This window comes from Streptomyces sp. MUSC 14 (genome assembly GCF_001866675.1).
GTDB lineage: Bacteria > Actinomycetota > Actinomycetes > Streptomycetales > Streptomycetaceae > Streptomyces.
Map to the genome: position 1 here is coordinate 1 of NZ_MLYN01000018.1, position 21688 is coordinate 21688.

The following is a 21688-nucleotide window of genomic DNA, read 5'->3' on the forward strand; positions in this document are numbered from 1 at the left end:
AAACCACCGCGTTGATTCTTTACGAGCCCTTAGTGGTCGGCTCCGGAAGTCCTTCGGGGGTTGACTTGAGCACTCGTCTTATGGAGTCCAGGTGGCGGAGCGGACGTGCCACCGGTGTCGTTGCGCATGACGCCAGCGTGGCCCATCTGCACGCCAGCTGGGGGATCCGGATGTGGACCTGGTCTGTGGCAGCGGATGTGCCCAGTTTCCGTCCACGGTTTCCGGGCTGGTTGGCCGCTGCGGGTCAGCCGCGCACCGCAGCCATGCACTCGTCGTATAGGTCCATGATTTCGCCCTTGCCGTCGTTGGTGACCCACGTCATCGATGCGGCATCCAGGCATGCGAACGCCGTCGCGATCACCGCGCGGGCCTTCGCACTCTCGTTGCCGGTAGCTGCGTCCATACGGGTCTCGATGAGCGGCAGCAGGTTCTCCTGGAACCGCAGTCGCTTTTCGAGCCAACCAGCACGCAGCGAGGCGGTGTTGTGCAGGAGGCGGAACCGCTCCAGGGCCTGTTCTCGGCTGTCGTGCAAGGCCAGTACGGCAGCAACCCCTGCGCGCAGGGCCTCCCAGACACCGGCGTCGGCGGGCTGTTCGCTGATCGTGTCCATCAGGACCTGCCCGAACCGGTCCTGGCCGCCGCCGAGAAGGTCTTCCTTGGCGCCGAAGTAGCGGAAGAGGGTGCGCTGGGAGACGCCGGCCTCCCGGGCGATCTGGGCGATGGTCGTCTCGTCATAGCCCTGCTCGGTGAACAGGCGCAGCGCCGTCTCCAGGATCTCCTGGGAAGCCAGCTGCCGTGTCCGGTCCCACAGCGTGGTCGGTGCGCCCGTCGCTGACTTGGCTTCCTGCTTCATGCCACCAGACTAGCCCAGCACTGTCAGGCCGACAGTCACATCACGTCTGGCAGTCACTGCCAGACTGTCGTACGCTGCCAGCGGCGGTGGCGCGACACCGCCCACTGCCCACGGACAGAGCTGCTCACCCCCCGCCCAGAAGTACGCAAAGGAGCGCATCATGCCTGCACCCACAGCTTTGATCACCGGTGGAACCAGCGGCATCGGCAAGGCGACCGCCGAACTGCTTCACTCCCGCGGCTACCGCGTCATGGTCACCGGCCTCGGCAATGTCACCGACACCGGACTTCCCGAAGACGTCACGGCTGTCCGGGCCGATGCACGATCCCTGCCGGACATCGACCAGGCGATGGACCAGGCGCGTCGGCAACTCGGCTCCCTCGACCTGCTCTTCCTCAACGCGGGCATCTCCCGCCCCGGCCCGATCGAATCAACCGACGAAGTCGCCTTCGACGCCCTGTTCGACATCAACGTCAAGGGAAACTTCTTCACCCTGCAAAAGGCGCTGCCGCTCCTCAACGAGGGCGCCTCGGTCGTATTCACCGTGGGCGCCGCCGAAGGGCTCGGGGCCGCGATGACAGCTGCCAAGGGCGCACTGCTGCCCCTCATGCGGTCCCTCGCGCTCGAACTCGCCCCCCGCCGCATCCGCGTCAACGCCGTCAGCCCGGGAATCATCAACACCCCCGCCTACAGCAAGATGGGTGTCTCCCAGGAAATGATCGACTCCTGGGCTCAAGGCGTCCCGCTCGGCCGCGTCGGCGCTCCCGCCGACATCGCCGAAGCCGTGGCCTTCCTCGCCTCGGACGCCGCCAGCTACATCACCGGCGACAACCTCACCGTCTGCGGTGGTATCGGTGTTCACGCCAACGCCTGACGAGTAATTCGGCTCTGCCCTGAAAGGTTCACGGGGTCTGATGCTCAGGCTGCGGCCCTGGCGAGCCGACGGCCCCTGTGGGAAGCCGGCCCCGCCACTTCGTTCTCCACCATGGATAGATGGGCCGCCCTCCTTCCATGCCCGTGTGCTCCGCCGTGCCCTTGGAACTGACCGCTGCCGAACGCCACCGGCTCAAGAAGTTGGCCCACGGCCACAAGACCCCGCACCAGGCACGCCAGCGGGCGACGATCGTGCTCCTGGCAGCACGAGGCCGCAGCAACGCCCGGATCGCCGCCGAAACCCACCTGCACGTGGACACCGTGCGCCGCTGGCGCGGCCGATTCGCGGCCGGCCGGGTGCCCGCCCTGGCCGACCGCAAGCGGTCGGGGCGGCCTCCGACGTTCACCGCGCTGCAGATCGCCGAAGTCAAAGCACTGGCCTGCCAGTTGCCCACCGAGTCCGGAGCCCCGCTCTCGCGCTGGTCGTGCCCCGAGCTCGCGCGCGAGGCCGTCACCCGGGCTGTCACCGACACGATCTCCGCCTCCACTGTGCGCCGCTGGCTCAGGGACGACGCACTCAAGCCCTGGCAGCACCGTTCCTGGATCTTCATCCGCGACCCGAACTTCCGCGCCACGGCTGGGCAGGTCCTGGACCTGTACGCGCGCATCTTCGATGGCACCGCGCTCGAAGAGGGCGAGTACGTCATCTCCGCGGACGAGGAGACCTCCATCCAGGCCCGCTGCCGCTGCCATCCCACCCTGGCCCCGGGCCAGGCCCGTTCGATGCGCGTCAACCACACTTACGGGCGCGGCGGAGCCCTGGCCTACCTGGCCGCCTACGACATCCACCGGGCCGAGGTCTTCGGCCGCTGCGAACAGCACACAGGCATCGCGCCGTTCATGAGACTCGTTGAGCAGGTGATGGGCAACGAACCCTACGCCAGCGCGAACCGGGTCTTCTTCATCGTCGATAACGGCTCCTCGCACCGCGGCAGGTTGGCCATCGACCGGCTGGCCTCCCGGTTCCCGAACGCCGTCATGGTCCACACACCCGTCCACGCCTCCTGGCTGAACCAGATAGAGATCTTCTTCTCCATCGTGCAGCGCAAGGTCGTCTCACCCAACGACTTCACAGACCTCGACGAGGTCCGAAACCGGCTCCAAGCATTCGAGGACCGCTACAACGCCACGGCACAGCCGTTCCAGTGGAGGTTCACCACCACCGACCTGGACGATCTACTGGCCAGGCTCGACCGGCACACCGCCGATCACCAGGAAGAATCCTCCGCCGCGCTGGCAGCGTGATCAACCCCCGAAGGACTTCCGGAATCGACCACTTAGCGCACGATCTGACATGGATGTTCCTCAACCCCCTTCACCGCCACGGGATGATCTTGATGCGGCAGCCCCCTGCTGCCAGCATTTTCCTCGGCCGTCGGGGTGTCATGGCGTCCACTCGGGATCGCGGCCGAGGAAGGCGACGAACCGATCGAGCGGGGCGGCGGCGTCGGCCACGATCACCTCGGCGCCGAACGGCATCCCCGGGCCGCGGTACTCGGGCAGAATCATCTTTTTCGTCGAAGCCAGCACCGCTTCCACCAGTGACGGATCCGGCTCGTAGGGCGCGCCGGTGGCGCGGCTGAGGTCCCAGCAGTGACCGATCACTTCGATGGCGAGGGAGTCCAGGGCGACCGTCCCGGGCAACGCGCCGCCGAGCGCGGGGAGATTCACCGTCCTGGTCTCAAGGCCCTGATCGAGCGCTTCCCGCGTCGCCGTCGTCACGCGTTCGATCTCTGCTATCAGCTCATCGGAATTCAGGGAGTCGCCGTAGTGATCGGGGCTGGGGCGCTCATCGCCGTCCGGGTCCGCGAACGCGGCGGCGAACACGGCCAGCCACCCGCGCAGATGCCCCTGCAGGGCGCCGACGTCGAGCTTCGGACAGGGCGTGGGCAGGGGCCGCTGGTCGGGCGCGATCTCATCAATGAGCTCGCGGAGGTCCGTCAGGACGACGAGCGAGTGGTGTGGCACGGCTTATCCAATCTAGTCATCAGTGATTTATCAAGCATGACGTGATCAGCAGAGTCGACTCTAGTGAACGATAGCAGCTAGGGTTGCGCTATGACCCCTGCACCCCGCGACGCCCCTCCGAAGAGCCGGCGGGCCGAATACGCCGAGGCGACCCGACGGGCGGTCCTGGACGCGGCCCGTGAGCTGTTCGTGCGCAGGGGATATTTCGGGACGAAGGTCGAGGACATCGCCACCGCCGCGCGGGTGGCGCCCGCGACGGTCTACGCCGTCGGCGGCGGCAAGAACGGACTCCTGCGCACGTTGATCGAATCCGGCGTCGACGCCGAGGACATGCCCGAGATCCTGGCTCGGATCGAGGCGATCGACGGGCCCGGGGATCTGATCGGCTTCCTGATTCACGCCACCCGGCTCAAATTCGAGCAGTGGTCGGATCTGATGCGACAGGTGGCGGCGGCCGCGCCGCAGGAGGCGAACGTCCGTGAGAGTCAGCGACTGGCGCACGAGAGCCTGCGAGCGGGCCTCGACCTGGCTGCCGGCCGCCTGGCCGCGATGGGATCGCTCCGTGCGGACCTCGACGCCGCGAAGGCCGCCGACGTGCTCTGGATCTATTTGAGCAATGCGGCCTACTTCGTCCGCACTGACGATCTCGGCTGGTCCCTGGACGAGTCCGAGGCCTGGCTCGGTCGGGTCCTGCCGTTCGCGCTCCTCGACCGGGTCTGAGCGGGAGCCGGCAGCCGCGCGACCCGGCCGGGGCCGCTGGGCCGGGCGGATCCGCACAAGCTGGAGTGGACGGCCGGCGAGCGTTACTGCCCCACCCCGCGCCTTCGGCGCCCGTGAACCGCCCCGGGTTCGGCAGAGAGCTCAGATGACGGCTGTGACCAGGGGTTTTGCGGCTGCCCGGTAGGTTGATGTTCGACTCCATCAGGGCGTTGTCGTGGGCGTGGCCGACCACCGAGCGAATGTCGGGCCCGTGGGTCGGGGCTGCCTCATGCCTGGGTGGTGCCGGCTGCGGAGCGCGCGAGGTTGTCTTCGATGCGTTGCAGTACGGCCAGTGCTTCGGTCTGCTGATCGGTGGTCAGGTCTCCGACGGCGGCCTGCTCGAGTTCGGCCCAGATGCGTTCGACTTCGCGGCGCAGTGCGTGGCTTGCGGCCGTGGGTTCCACGAGTACGGCGCGGCGGTCTTCGGGGTTGGGGCGGCGACGGACGAAGCCGGCGTTCTCCAGGCGCTGGATGGTGCGGGTCATGGTGGCGGCGTCGGAGTCGAGCAGGTTCACCAGGTCCGTGAGCCGCTGGGGACCGAGTTCCCACAGGCGCATCATGACGAGCTCCTGACCGGTGTGCAGGCCTGTGGGGCGCAGGAGCTGTCCGGCGATCATTCGGTGCAACCGTGCGACGCGGAATATCGCGTGGCTGATCGGCCCGGTGCGGGCCGAGGCGGGCACTGGCACCGTCGATGTCGTCGTGGCCTGGCGCGTCGGCTGCTCGCTCATCGGGGCCGCCTTTCCTTGTCTGATCAACAATCACAGTGGCTGCGATGCCCGGCGGTGCGGAAGCCGCACCCCAACCACTCTAGCTGATGCTATCCCAGTCACGTGATGCACATCACATGCCGCGATGGAAGCGTCGACTCAATTCTCTTGTTCGGACAAGTAAATCGCTCGCCTCCGACAAGGACACCGATCATGACTACTGCTTTCGACCCGATCGAGCTCGGCGGCCACCGGCTGGCCAACCGCATCGCCATGGCACCGATGACCCGCAGCCGCGCCCACGGCCCGGGCCAGAGCGTGACCGACCTGACGGCCACTTACTACGCCCAGCGCGCGAGCGCCGGACTGATCGTCACCGAAGGCATTCAGCCCTCGGTGGTCGGCCAGGGCTACCCGGCCACTCCGGGCCTGCACTCCGGCGAGCAGGTCGTGGCCTGGCGCCGGGTGACCGACGCGGTCCACCGGGAAGGCGGCGTGATCTTCGCGCAGCTGATGCACACCGGACGCATCGGACACCCGAGCCTGCTTCCTGACGCGCTGACGCCGGTGGGCCCCTCGCCGCTCGCCGCTACCGGCCAGGTCTTCACCGGCCAGGGCATGGCCGAGTTCGTCACCCCGCGACAGCTCACCGAACACGACATCGCCCAGACCATCGCAGACTTCGCCGACGCCGCGCGCAACGCGATCGCCGCGGGCTTCGACGGAGTCGAGCTCCACGGCGCCAACGGATACCTGATCCACCAGTTCCTCGCGCCGAACACCAACCAGCGCACCGACGACTGGGGCGGTTCGACCGAGCGCCGCGCCCGCTTCGCCGTGGAGGTGGCCACAGCCGTGGCCGAGGCGGTCGGCGGCCACCGCACCGGCTTCCGGATCTCCCCGGGAAACCCCTTCAACGACATCGCCGAGCCGGACCCGCAGGAGGCCTACAGCCACCTGGCCGAGCGCCTGGCCCCGCTCGGCCTGGCCTACCTGCACCTGGTGGAGGGCCCCGACCGCGATCTCACCGCGCACCTGCGCAAGAACTGGCCGTCGGCGTTCATCCTCAACCCGTTCACCCACCCCGACCCCACCGGCCCGGACACGCTCGCCCTGATCGAGGACGGCACCGCGGACATCCTCGCCTTCGGCGCGCTGTTCCTGGCCAACCCAGACCTGCCCCACCGCCTCGCGGCCGGCGGCCCCTACAACACCCCCGACCCGGCCACCTACTACGGCGGCGACGAGCACGGCTACACCGACTACCCCGCCCTGCCCGCCTGACCGGACACCGCGAAACCCACCCGAACACCAAGACAGGAAGCCGGCTCATGACCACCCCGACCCCGAAGGCCCGTCGCCTGCAACACTCCCGCTACGGCGGGCCCGAAGTACTCGAACTCGCCGAGATGCCCGTGCCCGAGCCCGGCCCCGGCCAGGTCCGCATCCGCATCCACGCCGCCGGCGCCAACGGCCGCGACTCCAAGATGCGCCAGGGCCTGTTCGCGCCCGGCCAGACCGCTCCCGCCGCACCCGCGCCGCTCGGGATCGAGATGGCCGGCGAGATAGACGCGCTCGGCCCGGATGTCACCGAGTGGAGCGTGGGGCAAGCGGTGTTCGGACGCACCGCCGAACTCGACGCCATCGCCACCCACGCCCTGGCCCGGGCCGACGACATCGTCGCCAAACCCGGATCCCTCACCTTCGAGCAGGCCGCGGCACTGCCGGTCGCCACCGAGACCGCCTACCGCACCCTGCGCCAGCTCGACCTGCGCACCGGGCAGACCCTTCTGATCCACGCCGCCGCCGGCGGCGTCGGGCTGATGGCCGTCCAACTCGCCCGCCTGCAGGGCGCCACCGTCCTGGGCACCGCGAGCCAGGCCAACCACGCCTACCTGCGCCACCTCGGCGCCATCCCCCTCTCCTACCACGACGAACTGGCCCCGCAAGTGCACGCCGCAGCCCCGCAGGGCGTCGACGCGGTCCTGGACGCATCCGGACGCGGAGTACTGCCCGCATCGATCGACCTGACCGGCAACCCCGCGAAGGTCATCACCATCGCCGACCTGCGCGCGGCCGAACACGGCGTGCACTTCTCCACCGAGATCCTTCCCATCCCCCAGGCCATGGCCGAAGTACTGCCGCTGATCGAGAACGGGACCATCACCATGCCCATCGAAGCCGTATTCCCGCTGGAGAACGCGGCCGACGCCTACCACCTCCTGGACGCCGGCCACCTCCGCGGCAAAATCGTCATCAACACCCTCAGCTAACGCCTCCGCACAGCTGAAACCCCCGCCCCGGCGCATCCGGGGCGGGGCGTCATCGCGCAGGCGTGCACGTCGGTGTGGCCTGCCCATGTTCAGGGAGCACTCAAGGACAGCGGGTGCACGCCCCGAGCAGACACCCGCGCGTTCACGACGCTCGACCGGCTACACCACTCGGCGGGACGCCATCCGCAACCTCGTCACGTGCGCTGAAGTCAGAGCAGTACAACTTGCCCTGGAAGACGGCTGGCGCGGGCGCTACTTGGCTCTGGAAGCCGCGGATTTGCTGGGGTCCAGGTGACGCACCGCGCAGGCGATCAGGCCGGAGACGGACTCGGGTCGGCAGGGACACCGACGATCTCCTCAGCGATCCGGAACCGCCTACGCTCCGGCTTCTCCGGGCTGATCGGAACCGGTTTCAATGGTGACGGCTACGGCGGCTCTTCAGCACCAGGGCATCCGAGAACGAGCCGATGTTCGTGGTACCGCCACCGGGCAGTGCCTCGGTCAGCATCGCGTGGTACGCGTCGGGACGGAACTCGGCGAGGAGGAGGAAGCCGTCACGGAGGTAGCTGGTGGCGGATCCGTGGCCCTGGCCGTTCGTTCCGTCGACGCGTCCGGCGTACTTGTGCGGCCCCTTGGTCATCACGTCGACGAACATGTCTGCGAGCGGGGTCATCATGGCCGGGGTGATGCCGTACCTGCCGGTGAGGTACAGCTGGTACAGGCCGGCGCAGTCCAGACTGCCGTGGTTGGAGTCCTCGCCGGTCGCCTGTGACGGGGAGTAGCCCCAGTCATAGGCGGGCTTGCCCTTGGGATCGGTGTACGTGCGGGTTGCGGAGAAGAACCAGTCCACGCTGGCCTTGACCAACTGGTCGTAGCGGGCGACGCGGGGAGCGTCGTCGCCCAGGATCTGGTGGTCGATCGCCAGGTCGGAGAAGCCGTAGTCGAACATCATCTGCTGGTTCCAGGGCACCGGTTTGCCGCCCTGGTAGGGCGAATCCGCCGCAAAGTACTGGCGGTTGCCGCGGGAGACGTCCAGCAGCCGCGCCAGGATGTGCTTGTCGACGGCGACGTCGGCTTCCGCGACGAACTTCTTTGCCCGGTCGAGATAGGTGGCGCCGTACCCGTGCGGGTCGCCGGTCGGCACACGGTGGTGCCAGATCGCGGGCGTCAGGAGGATCTGCCGGGCACAGTTGCCGAGGTGACCGACCGGGTCGCCCTGCTCGCCACCGGTGCCGATGGGCTGAGCGGTGACATCGTTCGGCCAGGCGGGGGCGACCTCGCCGGTCCACACGGTGTGCCGGCCGACCGGGCCGGAGGCGAGGTCGTCACGCTCGGAGAGCACGGCGTCGCAGAAGCCGATCATCCGGTCGAGTACCGCTGTGTCATGCGAGATCTCGTAAACCCTTCCCATGGCTTTGACCGCTTGCCCGCTGCGGCCCTGAGCCCAGTTGTTGCCCATGTTGTCGGAGGCCGGGGTGAGAGTCTGGACGTGTGCCGTGAACGACTTGATCTCGTGCGGCGTCACCGGGCCGTCCAGACTGTCCATACGCATCGCCGGACCTGTGCCAGGCGTATCAGGCGCTTGTGTCTCGGCCGGGTCGGCGGTCGCCGAGGCGCTCGCGGCGGCCTTTCTACCGCCGCCTGATGCGCTCAGCACACTTCCGAGTGCGATCGCGGTGCCGAGCACACACAGAAGCACCAGACACCCAAGGATTATCTTGACCGGTTTGGTTCTCACAGATCAGTCGATGGTGTCCACACACCCCCCAGTTCCGTCACCAGCCGTTTCTCACCGCCTTACCACCCGCCTGAAGCCAATGCCGCCCCTGCCGGTCAGCCCGTCGACAGCCTCCTCAAGGTGCGCCTCAAAGGGTGGGGGTTCGCGGTCGCGGACGTTCCACCATGACGCCAAGACCAGCCCAGGGTCCGCTCGGTGGCTGGCCAGGCGTGGGCTGAGGAGTCGCTACTCCCGGAGCAGTTCGATGATCGCCACAGCACCGGTGAGCAGCCCCGACCCCGGCTCGCGCCTGGACGCGCTCCGTATGAGCGGGGAGCTGATCCGGACCTGGCGCGGAGACCACACCCGGCTCCTCCTGCTCGTCGCCGACCGGCTCACCACGGCCGACCAGGAGGTCGCCGCCGAGGCTGCGGCCGTCCTGGAGTCCTGCCACCCGATCGCCGCCCCGGCTCGGGAGGCACTCGCCGCGCATCGACGCCCAACGCGCGGCCCACGGCCCTCACGTATGGGCCGCACCGGATGCGCGGCTGCGCAGAAGCCACCAGGAGGCCGTCCGGGCCCTGGCGCGCCTCGGCGACGCACGCGCACTGCCGAGTCTGCTGGCCGCGCTGGACAGCGACGTCGACGCCTGGCGCGCGATCCAGGTCGTAGAGCATCTCCCGCAGGCGGCGGACCAGTTGTTGCCCCGGCTCTGCGACCACCTGCGCCGGATCGACCTCTCCCAGCAGCGCACCGAGATGAGCGCCAACGCCATCCTCTCCGCCTTGGCCGCGCTGGCCGACCCGGCCGCGGTACCGACGGCTGTGCACACGCTCGGCGCCGCAGTGCGCCATGACCAATACGGCGTCACGCGATCAGCCCTGAAGGCACTGGGGGCATTCGGCCCGGCGGCGACCGGCGCACGGGACACGATCCGGTCGCTGACCACCGCCACCGACGCGCAGGTACGACCTGCCGCCGTCGCCGCGCTGTGGGCCCTCGGCGGTGACCTGGCCGAAGTCATGCCGCTCCTGCTCGACCTCCTCGACGACCGCATCACCTTCCGGATCCGTGACGCGGCTGCTCTGCTCGGCGAGATAGGACCGCCCGCCTCCGACGCCCTGCCACGCCTGCGGAACCTCCTGACGCACGACTACGAATGGGTTCGCGTGCATTGCGCGGCCGCACTCTGGGAGATCGGCGGCGAAGCTGAGGCACCGGCCGTCCTGGACACCCTGCTGCAGGCCATGGCCCAGAACCCAGCGACGGCCAACCACGTCATGGCCTGCCTGAACCGCATCGGCCCCCTCGCGGCACCGGCCCTGCCCCTGCTCCGCGAGCAACCGGCCCTGAACCGGCGTGGCGGCAGATTCCGAAGCGTCGAACACGACGAGGAACTCCAGCGGCTCGGCCGTACGCTCATCGCCCGGCTCGATCCTCCAGCGCCGGGAGCACCCGTTGCGCGAACAGTCTGAGGCTGCGCCGCCCCTCCGCTACCGGTATCCCGCCCACCAGCCGGCGCAGCACGGGGCAGTCCACCGCCCCAGACAGCCCAGGCCCGATCGACGCCTGCAGTGTCCTGCCGCAGGCCGGAGGACGCTGGGGTTCCGCGCGCTGACTCCCACCCTCTGGCCGCGGCAGCAGCCGACGCCCAGCGGTGGCGCCGGGCGACCGGGTCAGGACGTCCAGCAGGTGTAGGTGAACCAGGTCTGGACCTCGTCGGCGGACAGCACACGGGTCAGCTCGGCCGTCCCCGGGAGCATCGGGAAGAACCGGTCGGCGTTCCAACTGCGCGGGTACATCGGCTCGTCCAGCACGAGTAGGCGGCGTCCCTCCACAACGGGGATGTCGTCGGGCAGCCCCTCGTTCCAGATCCGCTCCCCGTCCGGGGCGAGGAGTTCGAAGGCCCCGGTCGCGACGGCGTCGGTGCGCCCCTGGGCGGGCTCGGGGTCCGTGGCCAGGCGGACGCTGTCCGCCGACGGTGCGGTGCCGGGCACGTGGCCGCCGCCGACGAGCACGTGGGCGAGCAGCGTGTGCAACTGGAAGTTGTCCCCGATGCCGCCGATGCGCACTTCGAACCCGGTCCCGGTGGGCCGGTGCAACACCACCAGGGGCTCGTCGTCGAGGATCGCCAGCGCGTAGGCCAGGCACTTGAGGTCGTGCCGCTCCAGGGCCGCCAGGTCACGGCAGGCGGGGAGGAGCGCGGATGCGTGCCGACGGCGCACCTCGGTGCTGCGGCACAGCACGGCCAGCGCGGGGGGCTGCCACTGCTCGACCGAGCACCAGGCCAGCGCCAGCCGCAACGCCTCGTGCGCCTCGCCACCCAGCCGGGCCATCAGCGCGTCGTCGATGATCTTCTCGTCGGCCTCTGGCAGTTCGTCCCCGGCACCGCCGGCGGCGGCGGCCCAGCGGCGGGCGAACTCCAGTGCATCGAGCAGGTCCCGGTGGGTGCCGTCGAGGACCGGCTCCGCACAGGCCGCCGGATCGGCACCGCGTTCCACGCAGAAGCCGGCCATCGTCGCCAGCATCGGGCGCGGACCGGTGGGCGGAAAGGCAGGGAGTAGCGCGGCCAACCGGGGTCCCACCGGTATGCATTCGGTACCCGTCGCCGACTGCAGACCACTCATCGCCGCGTTGAACGCACGCTCGGTGCGGCCACCGTCGCGAGCGGCCACTGCCTGCTCCAGCTCTGACATGACGGCGGCCAGGTCCGCGGCCTTCTGATTCCTTCTGAAGATCACCGGCACACCTTAGGCCTGAGGTCTGACAGGTGTCATCAGGCCACCGTCGTTCGAAGATTCCGGACCGCTCCGTGCTGTCGAAACTGGGGTTCTGGCTCGTTCCACAACCTGAGCCAGAACCCGAGTTGCGTCGTCAGTTGTTCACGGGTTCGACATGAACGAAGCCAGCCAGTACACCTCCACCCTGCGCCCATGAGCGGATGCGCTGGCTGCCCCTCGTGCCCCGCACACACGTTCTGTGCTTCCCGATCTGGCTGCTGGGGTAGTGCGCCGGGCGTGTTCGTGGCGTTTCCGCCGCGCCGCCTGCGGCGGGGCGCCACGCATGCGGCCGGCTTGCCCCGCGCACACCCGGATGGCCATCGCCCTCACCACCGTGCTCCTCACCATCACCATCGCAGGCGCTCTCCACCACCCCGGCCACCTGGAGAGCCTCCTGACCGCCGTCACCGGCGCGCTCGGCGCCATCACCGTGACCCTCGCCCTCGCCTCAGCCTTCGCCCCCACCACCGCCACCCGCACTGCAGCCCGTCACACCCTCGACCTCCTCGTGCGCCTGGTGCCCTGGTACACACCACGAAACTGACGGGCTCTCAGTTCCCTCTTCTGGTCCGCTAGATGATCCGAATCACAGTCATTGGCCGCTGCGCCGCCTCTGGGGACGATTGCGGAGGGATCACGGTTCAGTCCATTGGGACGACCGAGCCTTCACCGCGGGTCCCGCCGCGTGATCAGATCTGCCCGGTACCAGCAGGTAGCGGCTCGGGGAGGGGCCGCAGAGGAGGGGGAAACCGTGACGCCCGATATCGCCAGAGAGAAGACACAGCCGTGCCCGGAATGCGGCACGGAGATCCGGGGCGACAGCCGGTTCGCCGTCTGGTGCGCCGCCTGCGACTGGAACGTGGACCCTGAGGAGCCGCGACCGGACACAGGGCGGCTGGACCGCGCTGAGCGCGCCCTGGCCCGACGACACGGCGAGCAGCTGCTCGCCGAGATGCGGAGCGGACGGGAACCGCGCCCGCGGCGCGACGCCTCGGCGGTGACGGCCACTGCGCTCGCCTTGACCGTGCACGCTGTCACTTTCGCGTTCGCCGTCGGCGGTGTCTGGTGCGTGGTGGCGGGCTGGGGTGGCCCTGGCATGGTGGCGGGTCTGGTGCTTGTGGTGCTGGCCTGGGCGCTAGCTCCGAGGGTTCGCCGCCTGCCCGACGATCGGCCCGTGCTGTTGCGGGCCGACGCGCCTGAGCTCTTCGCCCTGGTAGACGAGGTGGCGCAGGCGGTCGGCACCCGGGGGGTGCACGCGATCGCCGTGGACGGGAGCATCAACGCCGGCGTCAGGACGTACGGTGTGCGCGGCCGGCGGCTGCTGGTGCTGGGCATGCCGCTGTGGGAGGTCCTTACGCCTGAGGAGCGGATCGCGCTGCTCGGCCACGAGCTGGCCCACTACGCCAACGGCGACACGCGCAACGGCCTGGTGGTGGGCACGGCGGTGCGGACCCTGTCTCTCTGGCACCACACCCTCCGGCCGCTTCCGCACCCGTGCGCGATCGAGACGGCCGTCAATGCCCTCTACGTGGTGCCACGCCTGCTGGTTCGTGGGGTGCTGGTAGTGCTCGTTCGGCTGACGTCGCGGGCCGGGATGCGGGCCGAGTACCTCGCCGACCGGCTGGCCGCCCGCACCGCTTCCACGCAGGCGGCGGTGGGCCTCATGGACCGGTTGCTCATCTCCGGATCGCTCGGCGTCCTGTTGCGCAACGAGGCCAACCGTGCCGCCCTCGGCGGGTCGAGGTCCGCCCGGGAGGCCACGGCCCGAGCCGACGAGTTGTGGGGGCTGCTCACCGCGTTCGCGGCGTCCGTCCCGGAGCACGAGTACGAACGGCAGCGACGCGCCGGAGCCTTGCGCGGGCACCAGGTCGACGCCACCCACCCGCCGACCCATCTGCGGCGCGCCTGCCTGCTCGTCGGGGAGCCCGTGGCGGCAGCAGTGGTGCCGCAGGCCCGCCGGACCGAGCGGATCCCACGGAACTTGCCGCGGCCCGCACTGAGGTGGCCCGGCGCCTGCTGCGCGACGGTCTCACGGACTGAGCCCTCGCGGGCCGCCCCTGCCGCCTCCGAGCTCCCAGTTCACCGGCACGGGACGTACCAGACACGGTCTCCTCGGGCATGCACTCTGCAGTGCCCGCCACGGATCCGCGCGCCGGCCGATGACACGCAGGTCCACTTTCTGCGCGCGTCTGCGGTTGCCTGTCTGGTCTTGCCGCGTTGGCTGGGGACGCGAGGGGTCCTGGCTGCTGATCTTTGTGTGTGAAACGGCCGGTCGGATGGTTCGGTTCCGAGATCATGCGGTCCGGAAATCCCGTGTGTTTGGGCCTGTTGCAGTTGTGCCGGTGATGGACATGTAGGGGCAGGTGCTACGGAAGGAAGCCATGCCCATCGATACCGAGGCCCAGTTCACGGAGGTGTACCGGGCTCACTATGAGGACGTGTTGCGGTTCGTACGCCGCCGCGCCCACCCGATGAACGTCGACGACATCGTGGGCGAGACGTTTCTCGCTGCGTGGCGCCGCCGACGCGAGCTTCCGGGGAACCCGCGGCCATGGCTGTTCGGTGCGGCACGCAACGTGATGCTGAACGCGGACCGCGGCAGGCGCCGGCAGTCCGCACTCGTGGTGCATATTCAGCAAACCACCGCGGCTGGCTGCCACGAACCGGCGGTCGATGTGACGGCCGAGGTGGACAGCCGGATGGACCTCGTTGCCGGCTGGCGGTCACTCACTGCGGCCGACCAGGAAGTCCTCGCGCTGCACGTCTGGGAGGCACTCGACGCCCGGGACGCGGCCACGGTCCTCGGCTGCACCCGCGCGGCCTACGCCATGCGCCTCACGCGGGCGAAGCGGCGCCTTGCCGGCCGTCTTCACACCGCCGCAGTCCCCGCATCGCCCGCCCTCTCCCTGACGCACTGACAGGAGCCCTCATGAAGCGCGACCTTTTCTCCCGTCTCGCCGAGCTCGATGCCGCACCGCGCACCGAACCCTCCGCCGCCGACCTGGATCGTGAGAAGCGGCTGCTGCGGACCGTTCTGAGCGACACGGAGCAGCCCGGCCGCCCAGTGGTCGCCGCGTTCCGCCGCCCGTTCGTGCGACGCGTGACGTTCACCGTGGCCGGCGCACTCGCCGCGGGTGCTGTCCTGCTGTCCGTGACGGCTGATCCGCCCCGGCAGGGCGGCTCCGGACCGCTGCCGGCAGCAGAAGTGGCCACCTGGACCGACACTGCGAGCGACGTGAACGATGCAGGCAGCACGGTTTCCCCCTCTCTGGTCTGGTGCCTCAGGGAGACGAAGGGAGCTTCGGGGGAAGGAGGGCCAGGTGAGCTCAGTAACGTGGACATCCGCGGAACGATCGCCTCCATGATCGTCACGCGACACGGCCACGCAGCGTACTGCCTGGCTGGATCGGACGGCTCCGGCGTGGCCATGGCCATCAGCCCGGCGGTCGCGGTATCCGCGGACGGCATCACGCTGGACGCGCAGGGAGCCCGGGGGAGCGGCTCGGCCCGGTTTCATTACGCGGTCGGGTCGATGGGTTCCGGCGTGAAGGAGATCACCGTGCGCGACCACGGACGCACCGTCCACGCCACGGTGCGGCAAATCCGCACACTGCCGTACGGCCGGTGGACCGCCTGGTGGCCGGACAGCGATCCTCACGGCCTGCTGGCCGGCACTCTCACTCTCACTCTGAGCAACGGCACGACCCGAACCGTCAACGCAGACTCGCTGATGAAGTGACCAGAAGATACAGGCGATCCGGGGTAGCCGGCGCGGCGGACCTTCTCCTGCTCCCCATACGGTCCCTGGTCCCATCACCGGCGCATCACCGCATACGCGGGGCCGAACACCCGCTCCGTCTCCGCATCAGCCCGTCCCGCACGCCGCGACACCCGTACCCACCGCCGCCGCGCGGTCACGACCTCCGGCAGGCCACGCAGATCCACTTTGAACGGCCATGTGCAGCACTGCCATGAAGCTGACCCCCTTCGGGAAACGCGTCGTCACAGCAGCCCGGAAGATTCTGGTTGAGGCGGACCTGTTGCACGGCGCTAGAGTCCAACAGTGAAGGAGGGAAGATGGCGCTGAACATGAAGGGTTCCCGGCGCATAACCGTTGACGGGATCGAGTACCGCTGGCGGATCCGCAGGAAGCCCTCCTACATGCAGGGACTCTGCTGGACACCGATCATCTACGCGGTCGAAGCGGCCAGTGGCAGCCAGCCGGGCACGACCCTGATCGTCACAAGCGGCCAGGCCCATCCCAGTAACTGGGTGGGCATCGAGACGGAGCCCATTCGCCCGGCTCACGTTGCTGCCAGCATTCGAGAGGCACGGGATCAAGGCTGGGATCCGACCCGGGTCGGTTCTCCTTTCCAGCTCGACCGATCCGCAGGATTCATCGCTCAACCATGAGACAAAGCGGATTAGCACGGCGCATCTGGCACGGCATCATGGCCTGGTGACCACATGGATGCGCTGCTACTGGGACGAGGAAGACACCTGGTTCTACTTCGAGGTCGACGCCGAAGGCTGGGTGGTCCGGCAGGTCGAACTCGAAGGGCCTGAGCTGATCAGCTGCCTCCCTCGCCGAGTGGCAGCGGGCCCGCGACGCCGGCTGCCTCGATGAGTACGGCAGCAAGTTCGGGATCACAGCCGAGCTGCCCGTCTCGGAATGGGAAGGCCACAACCCCGAACAACTCAGCTCCGAGGAGTTCGAGGATGTCTGGGGTCCTGCCCGTCAGCAGATCGCATCCCGGCCCCGCTGACCTCTCGGCGCCGCGGGGCTTCTTGCCATCATCTCAACATGACCCCGACCCTTCCCCGCACTGTCCGAGCCGTCGACACAGCTCAGCTCCTGGACCTGGCCGAGGAGGCCGCCATGCACGGCTTCAGCCAGCGGCTCCCGGTCGACTGGCTCCGAGAGCACCTCGCTGCAGAGGCGACGCACTATCTGTTCCCGACACTCGTGCAGCGGCTCACGCACCGTCCCGAGACGCCGCTGCAGTGGAGGTGCCAGCAACTGCTCACCGTCAGCACCGGCGAACAGATCTGGGGTCTGCTCGACGTCCTTCCCGACACTTTCGACATGATCCCGGAGACCTTGGACACGGCGTCCAAGAAGGACATCGTCAGCCGCATCGACCGAGCAGTGAAGGTGCGGGAGTGGATGGAACGGATGGCCGCCGATGCAGGGTCATGAGGCCCGGCGCAGCTTGCTGGACAGCCTGAGGAAATGACACCGATCTGAGAGTGCGGGATGTGAGCTGTTGTCCGTTTCACGGTTGAGCTTGGGTGAGGGCTGCTGGTCGCCGGTGCGTGATGGGGGTCAAGCGCCGGGCGGGGCGAACAGGCCGGGTTCGGGTTCGGTGAGGATGCCCCTGGCGGCCAGGCGTTTCAGCTTGGAGCGGATGTCTTCGTGTTCTTCGTCCTGTCCTGGGTGGCCATGGCTTGGCGGGTGGCCTTCTGCAGCGCGTAGCCGGTCTCTTTGGATTGGCTCAGGATGCCGGGCTGTCCGGCACGGGAGCGTGAACGACCTTGTCAGGTAGCGATGCCGACCAGGGCACTGCGGCTATCAGCCACCTGTCGCTCTGAGTGCACCGGGCGTTCCCGGCGGGCGCACTTCCGAGAGCCGCAACTTGCACGTTGTTTCCTTGGTGCTGCAGGTGAACGCCTCGGACGGTCATGCAGGGCGGCACGTGAACGGACATCTCCAGGGGTTTCCCTGCGCTGGGGACACGCAGCGTGCGCCAGGTCATGCCGGTGAGGCTGCGTGCGTCTGTGTTCGACAGGATGGCCAGTTTCTGGGCGGTGGCAGGATTGACCGGCAGTGTGTGCACGGTGGGGCCTCCGCTCGGGGATGAAGGTCTCCCTGCTGGAGTCGTGGTTTTGCCGCACCCGCCGATGGAAAGCAGAAGCAGCGCTGTGGCGATGCACGAGCCTGCTGTTCGGAGCCTCACTGTCCTGCCCTTCTGCGTGAACGTTGTCGGAGCACGGGTTTGACGTGATCGCGTTTCTTCCGGTTCCGCGTCCCGGGATTGGTGCTCCATTCATCCCGGGACGCGGAGGCATGCTCAGTGCGTGGGCTCTGGGTAGCCGCCCATCGTGATGTCCACGAAGCCCATGTCGGAGAAGTCCAGCTCCAGGCCGTTGGTGGAGCCGGCGCTGATGACGCCCTGGGGATGCACGGTGTGGCCGTTGGCGAGGTAGACGGGGCCGCCACTGTCGCCGGACTGCACCAGCCGGGTTCCGGACTTCGCGATGTCGAGATTGCAGACCTTGAAGATGGTCCCGTCGTCGTTGATGTTCTCGCAGACGTCGGCGGCAGAGATGGTCCCGCTGCAGTTCTGCCCGGTGAAGGAGCCGTCCGAACAAGACCGCTCACCCACGGATGCGGGATCCACGCTCCCTACGTCGCTCAGTGTCGTGTTGTCGATGTAGACCTGCGTCCAGAAGCCGTGGGAGTTTCCTGTGTCGTTGAGCAGTTCCGCGTCTGTCCTGTTGTTGCCCCACTGCCTCGTGTATGTCTTGCCCATGGTGCCCGTGTAGTGGATGGTCTTGGCTGAGCCGTCGTAGTAACCCTGTTGCCAGGAGATCCCCGTGGCTCCGCAGTGGCCGGCCGTTCCCATGGAGGGTGATCCGCTGTTCATGGTGAAGTCGAAGTTCACGGTGCACTGCACGATGTAGTTGCCGCCGTTGATCACCTGTTGGGAGACGATCCGGTCGCCGCCCGCGTACGGGGCGGAGTCCAGGAGTCGGGTAGCAGTCGCTGCAGTGGAACGCGCGGCTGCCTGGCCGTTCTTTGATCCGGTTGCGACACGTTGGAAGCTCGGTGCGCGGTTGATCCTGGTGAGTTTGTCCATCGAGTGATGACGCGCTTCCTGGAACAGGGTCACCTTGTCGCCGAACTCCGCCTCCGCGGCTCTCCTCAGTTCGGGGGTTACCTTCGAGACCCCGACTCGCACGCTGTCTGTCAGAGGGTCGGAATACCAGACCGTGAGGTTGTTCCCAGCGCGTGCGGCGAAGTCGGACGAGGCGGCCGTTAATTGGTCTCGCACACTGTTGATGGTTTTCAGGTTGTAACGTGCCGTCTCGGTTACCACCTTCCACGCGTGGTCACGCGAGGCGGCGGGCGCGGCGGAGATCTGGGCTCTGGCTGCACTGGTGAGCCCGGCCATGTCTGTTGCCGTGTCTGATCCCGGCACAGTCAGCACGTGCACCGTGTGTGTCTTCTCGTCCTGGTAGGAACCTCCGAACGACTGCGGATGGCTCCGCACGAAGGAATGGATCCCCGATATCGCGGAGTCGTTGACTGTGAGGCCGTTCAGCGTGTTCCCCTGTGCATGGGCCGAAGCGGTCAGAAGACCTCCCGTAAGCGCCGCTATAGCGAGCACCACTGCAACTTTGCGACTGTTTTGCATTTGCCCTCCGAGTGAGCCTTGATGACGTTTCATTCGCCTGTGCACTCTTCAAGGAATGGCGTGACCTGGTCAACGCCAAATGCGTCGAGTACGTAGAGATCACGCCAACCGCGAGGCTCGCGGAGTGGGGTGGAGCGACGCCTTCCGGGAGGGCGGAAGCGGCATATCGGTCATTCGGTTCGAGGGGGAAGGTGCAGGGTTTCCTGCCGACACGGGTCGCTGCTCAAGAGAAGTGCTGATTGAAGGGGGTATGGCCCATCAGTGAGACTCTCCCCATGAGTAACCATCCCTGTACGTCCCTGGATGTGACCGGAGTTCACACTCGCGCTCCCAAATGGCGTCCTACGACGTGACAGTTGCGACGTCCATCGACGTGTAAACGGTGCGGAGCGGTGGGCAGGACGCCCCGCACCCAGGGGGTGAAGGTCGCCTCCGGCAAGGTCGGCCATGTCTACCTGCACGTCACCTTCAGCAAGACCGCCTACACGGGCACGTGGCACTTCGAGCCGATGGTGGATTCCTACTGGCTGCTCACCCCGAAGGGCGCCTACGACGACAACTACTTGGGCGACAGCAGGAGCCAGTACACCTCCACCCTGCGCCCATGAGCGAGTTGCGCCGGCTGACCGTCGTGCCCCGTACACACGTTCTGTGCTTCCCGATCTGGCTGCTGGGGCAGCCTGTCGGCAGTGTTCGTGGCGTTTCCGCCGCGCCGCCTGCGGCGGGGCGCCACGCATGCGGTCGGCCGCGCCGAAGACCGTACGCTGTCGTTGGTGACGCGCGCGACTGCGAACGTCTGCCCCAGCACTCCGAAGGCCACCTGGGCTGGGCACTCGTCACCATGATGACCCGACGCCTCACCCGCAAAAGCTCCCGCGCCAGTCAGTGGTCGAAGTCTGGGTGACCGAGGCCCGATGGGTGTCGTTCAGTCGACCGTGTCGACGAAGCCCATCTTCCGGTTCATGGCGATCGCGCTCGCGTTGGCCGGATGATGAAAGGTGCGGACCCTGCTCGCTCCGCACTCCTCGGCGAACGTCATCCCGAACGTCTTCATGGCGATCGAGATGCCTTGACCTCGATACCCGGCTCTCACGCCAGTCATCTCGTTGAACATGAAATCCTCATGTTTCGATGTCGCCGCCATACCCACCCAGGCCTCGCCGTCCAAGGCGATCACGACCCCACGCGGGTCGTAGGACGCCACCTTAAAGCGCCGCTCCACATACTCATCAAAGGAATAGAACTCTCCTCTTTCCGGTATGTCGGCAGCACACTCCTTGTTGAGCTCATACAGCGCCCTACGATGCTCCGGCGTGTCTCCCAGATCGGCGAGAGTCGTGAAGCGCAGGCCCTGGGAATGGCACTTCGTCACATACTGCTCGAAGCGGTCCTGATCGAACCCGGCAACGTCAAGTTCGAGTTTCACCCAATGACCAGCCACAACTGCCTGCCTTCCGCTGAGTTCTGCCACGCCCATCCTGCTGGCAGCCCTTCAGGCTGCACAAGATCGCTGAACCAAAACTCCGCAGCGTCCCTCGTCAGGCTCGCTTCCGGGCCCAGGATCAAAAACACCTACTGAGCACGACGAGAACCTGTCCGGGCGACAGGACCGGGCGGAGGCGGTCACGCGTGGCCGGACTCCGGCCCTTCGGCCGTGTCCGGCCGCGCGGTGTCTCCTCGTATCACCGCGTACCGCACCGCGTCCCGCCACTGCCCGTCGCGGAACCCCACGGCGCGCATCACGCCTTCGCGGGTGAACCCGGCCTTCTCCAAGGATCGTTGCTCGGCGATGTTGCCAGTCTCGGTGTCCGCTTCGAGCCGTACGACGGGAGAGTGCGCGAACAGGTAGCCGACCAGGAGGCGCTGCGCGGCGGTGCCGATGCCCCGGCCGCGCGCCTCGGGCCGCAGTTGCGCGCCGACGTTCCAGTACGGGGTGCGCCCCGCGCTGGTCCGGCGCCAGGCGACGAATCCGAGCGCGCCGCCGCCGGTGTCCACCACCAGCTGGCCGCCCTCGTCGGTCAGCAGGCCGTCCTCGGCCCAGCGGCGCCGCCAGCGGCCGGGGTCCGACCAGCCGTACCACTGGAACGGACCGGCGGCCTCCGGGTCCGTCAAGAAGCTTTCCAGGACCGGCAGATCCTCCTCGCGGACCGGCCGCAGCCGAACCGTTCCGTCGATCGGCGCACCCACATGAACCCCCTGTCGTCCCAGCGGTCCGCACCACGGGCCCCGGCCCGACCCTACGCGACCCGGGGCCGGGCGGGCGGGTGCGCCCGGGCG

General features: G+C 68.2%; 21 protein-coding genes and 2 pseudogenes. 15 read left to right on the top strand and 8 right to left on the bottom strand.

Translation table 11 applies throughout. The features are described from left to right. Positions 1-244 precede the first annotated feature (244 nt). Entirely contained in the window at positions 245-853 is a 609-nt protein-coding gene (locus BIV25_RS10525) for a TetR/AcrR family transcriptional regulator (protein WP_052286387.1), read from the bottom strand. A gap of 160 nt (positions 854-1013) precedes the next feature. On the opposite strand from BIV25_RS10525, the gene BIV25_RS10530 reads away from it, so the two are divergent. Both BIV25_RS10530 and BIV25_RS10535 read left to right on the top strand, forming a co-directional pair. After that, positions 1014-1727 (top strand): SDR family NAD(P)-dependent oxidoreductase, encoded by a 714-nt coding sequence (locus BIV25_RS10530; protein ID WP_071371962.1) that lies wholly within the window; start codon positions 1014-1016, stop codon positions 1725-1727. Between the two features lie 119 nt (positions 1728-1846). Continuing rightward, the gene (locus tag BIV25_RS10535) at positions 1847-3031 is read left to right on the top strand and encodes an IS630 family transposase (RefSeq protein ID WP_256255731.1); all 1185 of its coding nucleotides are present in this window, start codon (positions 1847-1849) and stop codon (positions 3029-3031) included. 138 nt (positions 3032-3169) lie between these two features. On the opposite strand, the gene BIV25_RS10540 is transcribed toward BIV25_RS10535, so the two are convergent. Further along, on the bottom strand, positions 3170-3754 hold the full coding sequence (locus tag BIV25_RS10540) for a TIGR03086 family metal-binding protein (protein ID WP_071371964.1): 585 nt from the start codon (positions 3752-3754) through the stop codon (positions 3170-3172). Positions 3755-3844: 90 nt separating this feature from the next. Between BIV25_RS10540 and BIV25_RS10545 the strand changes: the two genes are divergently transcribed. Then, positions 3845-4474: a TetR/AcrR family transcriptional regulator gene (locus tag BIV25_RS10545; protein WP_071371965.1), complete on the top strand. Its 630-nt coding sequence runs from the start codon at positions 3845-3847 to the stop codon at positions 4472-4474. Positions 4475-4740: 266 nt separating this feature from the next. Here the strand turns inward: BIV25_RS10545 and BIV25_RS10550 are convergent, their stop codons facing one another. Further along, positions 4741-5244 (bottom strand): MarR family winged helix-turn-helix transcriptional regulator, encoded by a 504-nt coding sequence (locus BIV25_RS10550; RefSeq protein ID WP_071371966.1) that lies wholly within the window; start codon positions 5242-5244, stop codon positions 4741-4743. A 192-nt stretch (positions 5245-5436) separates the two neighbouring features. Between BIV25_RS10550 and BIV25_RS10555 the strand changes: the two genes are divergently transcribed. Both BIV25_RS10555 and BIV25_RS10560 read left to right on the top strand, forming a co-directional pair. Next, a complete protein-coding gene (locus BIV25_RS10555; RefSeq protein ID WP_071371967.1) occupies positions 5437-6507 on the top strand; it encodes an alkene reductase in 1071 nt (356 codons plus the stop codon). 47 nt (positions 6508-6554) lie between these two features. Then, entirely contained in the window at positions 6555-7496 is a 942-nt protein-coding gene (locus BIV25_RS10560) for an NADP-dependent oxidoreductase (RefSeq protein ID WP_071371968.1), read from the top strand. Between the two features lie 412 nt (positions 7497-7908). Here the strand turns inward: BIV25_RS10560 and BIV25_RS10565 are convergent, their stop codons facing one another. Continuing rightward, entirely contained in the window at positions 7909-9048 is a 1140-nt protein-coding gene (locus tag BIV25_RS10565; RefSeq protein WP_143076606.1) for a hypothetical protein, read from the bottom strand. Positions 9049-9761: 713 nt separating this feature from the next. On the opposite strand from BIV25_RS10565, the pseudogene BIV25_RS54305 reads away from it, so the two are divergent. Both BIV25_RS54305 and BIV25_RS10570 read left to right on the top strand, forming a co-directional pair. Then, a pseudogene (locus BIV25_RS54305) lies at positions 9762-9842 on the top strand (hypothetical protein); the annotation flags it as partial. Between the two features lie 72 nt (positions 9843-9914). Continuing rightward, on the top strand, positions 9915-10688 hold the full coding sequence (locus tag BIV25_RS10570; protein WP_071371970.1) for a HEAT repeat domain-containing protein: 774 nt from the start codon (positions 9915-9917) through the stop codon (positions 10686-10688). A gap of 201 nt (positions 10689-10889) precedes the next feature. Here the strand turns inward: BIV25_RS10570 and BIV25_RS10575 are convergent, their stop codons facing one another. Next, entirely contained in the window at positions 10890-11954 is a 1065-nt protein-coding gene (locus tag BIV25_RS10575; RefSeq protein WP_256255732.1) for a hypothetical protein, read from the bottom strand. Between the two features lie 322 nt (positions 11955-12276). Here BIV25_RS10575 and BIV25_RS10580 point away from each other — a divergent pair, with 322 nt between their 5' ends. The 7 genes and pseudogenes from BIV25_RS10580 (at position 12277) to BIV25_RS10600 (ending at position 17193) form a co-directional block, all read left to right on the top strand. Then, complete coding sequence (locus BIV25_RS10580) at positions 12277-12537, top strand: hypothetical protein (RefSeq protein ID WP_143076607.1); 261 nt, start codon at positions 12277-12279, stop codon at positions 12535-12537. A 207-nt stretch (positions 12538-12744) separates the two neighbouring features. Further along, a complete protein-coding gene (locus BIV25_RS10585; RefSeq protein ID WP_371273011.1) occupies positions 12745-14256 on the top strand; it encodes a M48 family metallopeptidase in 1512 nt (503 codons plus the stop codon). 118 nt (positions 14257-14374) lie between these two features. Continuing rightward, entirely contained in the window at positions 14375-14911 is a 537-nt protein-coding gene (locus BIV25_RS10590; protein ID WP_071371973.1) for an RNA polymerase sigma factor, read from the top strand. A gap of 182 nt (positions 14912-15093) precedes the next feature. After that, the gene (locus BIV25_RS10595; protein WP_256255733.1) at positions 15094-15732 is read left to right on the top strand and encodes a hypothetical protein; all 639 of its coding nucleotides are present in this window, start codon (positions 15094-15096) and stop codon (positions 15730-15732) included. Positions 15733-16070: 338 nt separating this feature from the next. Continuing rightward, positions 16071-16406: a hypothetical protein gene (locus BIV25_RS46725; RefSeq protein ID WP_079176558.1), complete on the top strand. Its 336-nt coding sequence runs from the start codon at positions 16071-16073 to the stop codon at positions 16404-16406. Between the two features lie 58 nt (positions 16407-16464). Continuing rightward, positions 16465-16759 (top strand): annotated as a pseudogene (locus tag BIV25_RS46730) (hypothetical protein). A 38-nt stretch (positions 16760-16797) separates the two neighbouring features. Next, a complete protein-coding gene (locus BIV25_RS10600; RefSeq protein ID WP_071371975.1) occupies positions 16798-17193 on the top strand; it encodes a hypothetical protein in 396 nt (131 codons plus the stop codon). An 871-nt stretch (positions 17194-18064) separates the two neighbouring features. Here BIV25_RS10600 and BIV25_RS10605 read toward each other — a convergent pair. Next, entirely contained in the window at positions 18065-19168 is a 1104-nt protein-coding gene (locus BIV25_RS10605; RefSeq protein ID WP_177235228.1) for a S1 family peptidase, read from the bottom strand. Positions 19169-19803: 635 nt separating this feature from the next. Here BIV25_RS10605 and BIV25_RS10610 point away from each other — a divergent pair. Next, positions 19804-20019 (top strand): hypothetical protein, encoded by a 216-nt coding sequence (locus tag BIV25_RS10610; RefSeq protein WP_143076609.1) that lies wholly within the window; start codon positions 19804-19806, stop codon positions 20017-20019. A 317-nt stretch (positions 20020-20336) separates the two neighbouring features. Here the strand turns inward: BIV25_RS10610 and BIV25_RS46740 are convergent, their stop codons facing one another. After that, positions 20337-20882, bottom strand: a complete 546-nt coding sequence (locus tag BIV25_RS46740; protein ID WP_256255734.1) for a GNAT family N-acetyltransferase — start codon at positions 20880-20882, stop codon at positions 20337-20339. A gap of 152 nt (positions 20883-21034) precedes the next feature. Next, positions 21035-21598, bottom strand: a complete 564-nt coding sequence (locus BIV25_RS10620) for a GNAT family N-acetyltransferase (RefSeq protein ID WP_256255735.1) — start codon at positions 21596-21598, stop codon at positions 21035-21037. Positions 21599-21688 lie beyond the last annotated feature (90 nt).

Excerpts from the sequence above, each read along its gene's own strand:
- BIV25_RS10605 (WP_177235228.1), bottom strand. The coding sequence starts at position 19,168 with ATGGCCGGGCTCACCAGTGCAGCCAGAGCCCAGATCTCCGCCGCGCCC.
- BIV25_RS10535 (WP_256255731.1), top strand. The coding sequence starts at position 1,847 with ATGGGCCGCCCTCCTTCCATGCCCGTGTGCTCCGCCGTGCCCTTGGAA.
- BIV25_RS46725 (WP_079176558.1), top strand. The coding sequence starts at position 16,071 with ATGGCGCTGAACATGAAGGGTTCCCGGCGCATAACCGTTGACGGGATC.
- BIV25_RS10580 (WP_143076607.1), top strand. The coding sequence starts at position 12,277 with ATGCGGCCGGCTTGCCCCGCGCACACCCGGATGGCCATCGCCCTCACC.
- BIV25_RS10550 (WP_071371966.1), bottom strand. The coding sequence starts at position 5,244 with ATGAGCGAGCAGCCGACGCGCCAGGCCACGACGACATCGACGGTGCCA.
- BIV25_RS10545 (WP_071371965.1), top strand. The coding sequence starts at position 3,845 with ATGACCCCTGCACCCCGCGACGCCCCTCCGAAGAGCCGGCGGGCCGAA.
- BIV25_RS10555 (WP_071371967.1), top strand. The coding sequence starts at position 5,437 with ATGACTACTGCTTTCGACCCGATCGAGCTCGGCGGCCACCGGCTGGCC.
- BIV25_RS10590 (WP_071371973.1), top strand. The coding sequence starts at position 14,375 with ATGCCCATCGATACCGAGGCCCAGTTCACGGAGGTGTACCGGGCTCAC.
- BIV25_RS10525 (WP_052286387.1), bottom strand. The coding sequence starts at position 853 with ATGAAGCAGGAAGCCAAGTCAGCGACGGGCGCACCGACCACGCTGTGG.
- BIV25_RS10565 (WP_143076606.1), bottom strand. The coding sequence starts at position 9,048 with ATGCGTATGGACAGTCTGGACGGCCCGGTGACGCCGCACGAGATCAAG.
- BIV25_RS10530 (WP_071371962.1), top strand. The coding sequence starts at position 1,014 with ATGCCTGCACCCACAGCTTTGATCACCGGTGGAACCAGCGGCATCGGC.
- BIV25_RS10600 (WP_071371975.1), top strand. The coding sequence starts at position 16,798 with ATGACCCCGACCCTTCCCCGCACTGTCCGAGCCGTCGACACAGCTCAG.
- BIV25_RS10560 (WP_071371968.1), top strand. The coding sequence starts at position 6,555 with ATGACCACCCCGACCCCGAAGGCCCGTCGCCTGCAACACTCCCGCTAC.